General features: G+C 64.8%; 2 protein-coding genes. Both read right to left on the bottom strand.

Annotation, left to right across the window (positions count from 1 at the left end; genetic code table 11):
* Window positions 1–224: 224 nt before the first annotated feature.
* A complete protein-coding gene (locus BRAO375_RS17925) occupies window positions 225–830 on the bottom strand; it encodes a TRAP transporter small permease subunit (protein ID WP_009028879.1) in 606 nt (201 codons plus the stop codon).
* Window positions 823–1,824, bottom strand: a complete 1,002-nt coding sequence (locus tag BRAO375_RS17920; protein ID WP_009028878.1) for a TRAP transporter substrate-binding protein — start codon at window positions 1,822–1,824, stop codon at window positions 823–825. Before BRAO375_RS17920 ends, BRAO375_RS17925 begins: the two co-directional genes overlap by 8 nt.
* Window positions 1,825–1,960 lie beyond the last annotated feature (136 nt).

The raw sequence follows: 1,960 nt of genomic DNA, 5'->3' as shown, positions 1-1,960 counted from the left end.
AGTAACTAATCGGCAGGATTGTTCGAGTGGGTACAGGTCTATCCGCGCACACTTCCCGTGCGGCTGCCCCTCACCCCAACCCTCTCCCCGTAAGGACGGGGAGAGGGAGCGCACCGTCTGCGGGGTGAGGGCTCGGTTATAACTGTCAGGTCTTAGGCACGAACTACGTGCCTCGGCGGGCGCTGCCCGCCGAGAGCTGATCGTCGCGATATGAGCCCGCCCCTTCATTCGACCGGCGAGGCCTTCATGCGATGGTCTTCCAGCGGCAGTCCAAGCGCGGCTTGAATGGCCCGGGCCAGGAATTGCAACGTGAGCAGCAGCATGCCGAACGTCACGACCGCCTGCGGAAACCACAGCGGGGTGTCGCTGGAGGTCGAGACCTGGTGGCGGATGAAGGAGCTCCAGGCGAACTTGGTCATCGCCGAGGTGAGGTAAGCCATGAAGGCGAAGCCGGCGGCGGCGGCCAGCACCTCCAGCGCGCGCTGCAGCGGCGCCGGGACGTTCTTCAGCAACAGCACCACGCGGATGTGGCCGCCGACACGCAAGGTCATGGCGGCGCCGAAGGTGAACGACGCCGCCATCAGATAGGACGAGTATTCCCAGGCGATCGAGATCGTCGGCGGGACAAACGGCAGCACATTCGACAGCGCCCGCGTGGTGACCTCCGCCAGCATCAGCGCCGTCAGCAGCAGCAGGCAGCCGCCGCCGATCCAGCCGTCGAGGCGGCCGAGCCGGTCGATGACGTCGAGCAGGATGCGCAGCGGCGCGGGGGCCGCTGCATTGAGGCTCGCCCGATCGCCCGGCGAGGTGGCCTGCGCGACCTCAGCCACGCTTCATCTCGGCGAGATAGGCCTTCACCGGCGCCTCGGCCGCGGGCACGCGCTTGAGGAAGGCGTCCATCTGCGGCGCAGTCTTGGCGCGGATCTCCGTCATCATCGCGTCCGACACCGGCACCACCTCCATGCCGCCTTCCTTCAGCCGGTTCAGGCTGTCGACGTCGGCCTTGACGGAATTGGCCCAGAACGTCGGCTCCATCTTGGCGGCGATGTCGGTGATGATCTTCTGCTGCTCCGGCGTCAGCGCCTTCCAGGAATCCAGGTTCACGTTGAGCATCTGCGACGACCACACATGGTTGGTCGGGTAGACGTATTTGAGGAACTCCCAGAACTTGCCGTCGACGCCCGACACCGACGAGGTCGAGACGCCGGCGACGGCGCCGGAGGCTAGCGCCGGAATCGTCTCGCCCCAGGGGATCATGACCGCGGCCATGCCGATGGCGTTGAGCATGTCGACCGCGTTCTTGTCGGGAACGCGGATCTTGATGTTCTTCAGCCCGGCGACGTCAGTCGTCTTGACCTTGAGATGCAGATACTGCGTCGGCCACGGCACGATGTAGAGGATCTTCTGGTTGTTGCGCGCGGCGATCTTGTCGTATTCGGGCCGGACGTATTTGTGCAGCGCCTTGACCTCGTCGACGGAGCCCGCGAGGAATGGAATGCTTTCCACGCCCATGAACGGCTCGTCGCCGACCTGCTGGATGTTGAGCACGTCCGCCAGCGGCACCAGGCCGTCGCGCACCGCGCGCAGATGCTCGGGGCCCTTGAAGCCGAGCTGGCCGCCGGCCTTCACGGTGATGTTGACCGCCCCATTGGTCTGCTTCTTCACCTCCTCGGCGAAGGCCATCGCATTCTGGGTGTGGAAGTTGGCCTCCGGCCAGACGGTGGACATGTCCCAATTGGTCGTTGCCGCGCGCGCCCCGGTCGAGAGCTGGGTGCCGGCGAGCAGGGTGGCTGCCCCTGCGGTGAACGTCCGTCGCGTGATCATGGGTGTCTCCGGTCAAATGTGATGCAAGGATGAAGATGTCGGTGTGTTGCTTCGTTGTCAGTTAGATCTTGTTGTTAGTTGGATTTGAGCTAGTGCCGCGAGCACGCTGTGCTCCCTCTCCCCGTTCTTACGGGGA

It is taken from the genome of Bradyrhizobium sp. ORS 375, assembly GCF_000239775.1.
Classification (GTDB): Bacteria; Pseudomonadota; Alphaproteobacteria; order Rhizobiales; family Xanthobacteraceae; genus Bradyrhizobium.
This window is presented reverse-complemented; position numbering and strand designations above follow the sequence as displayed.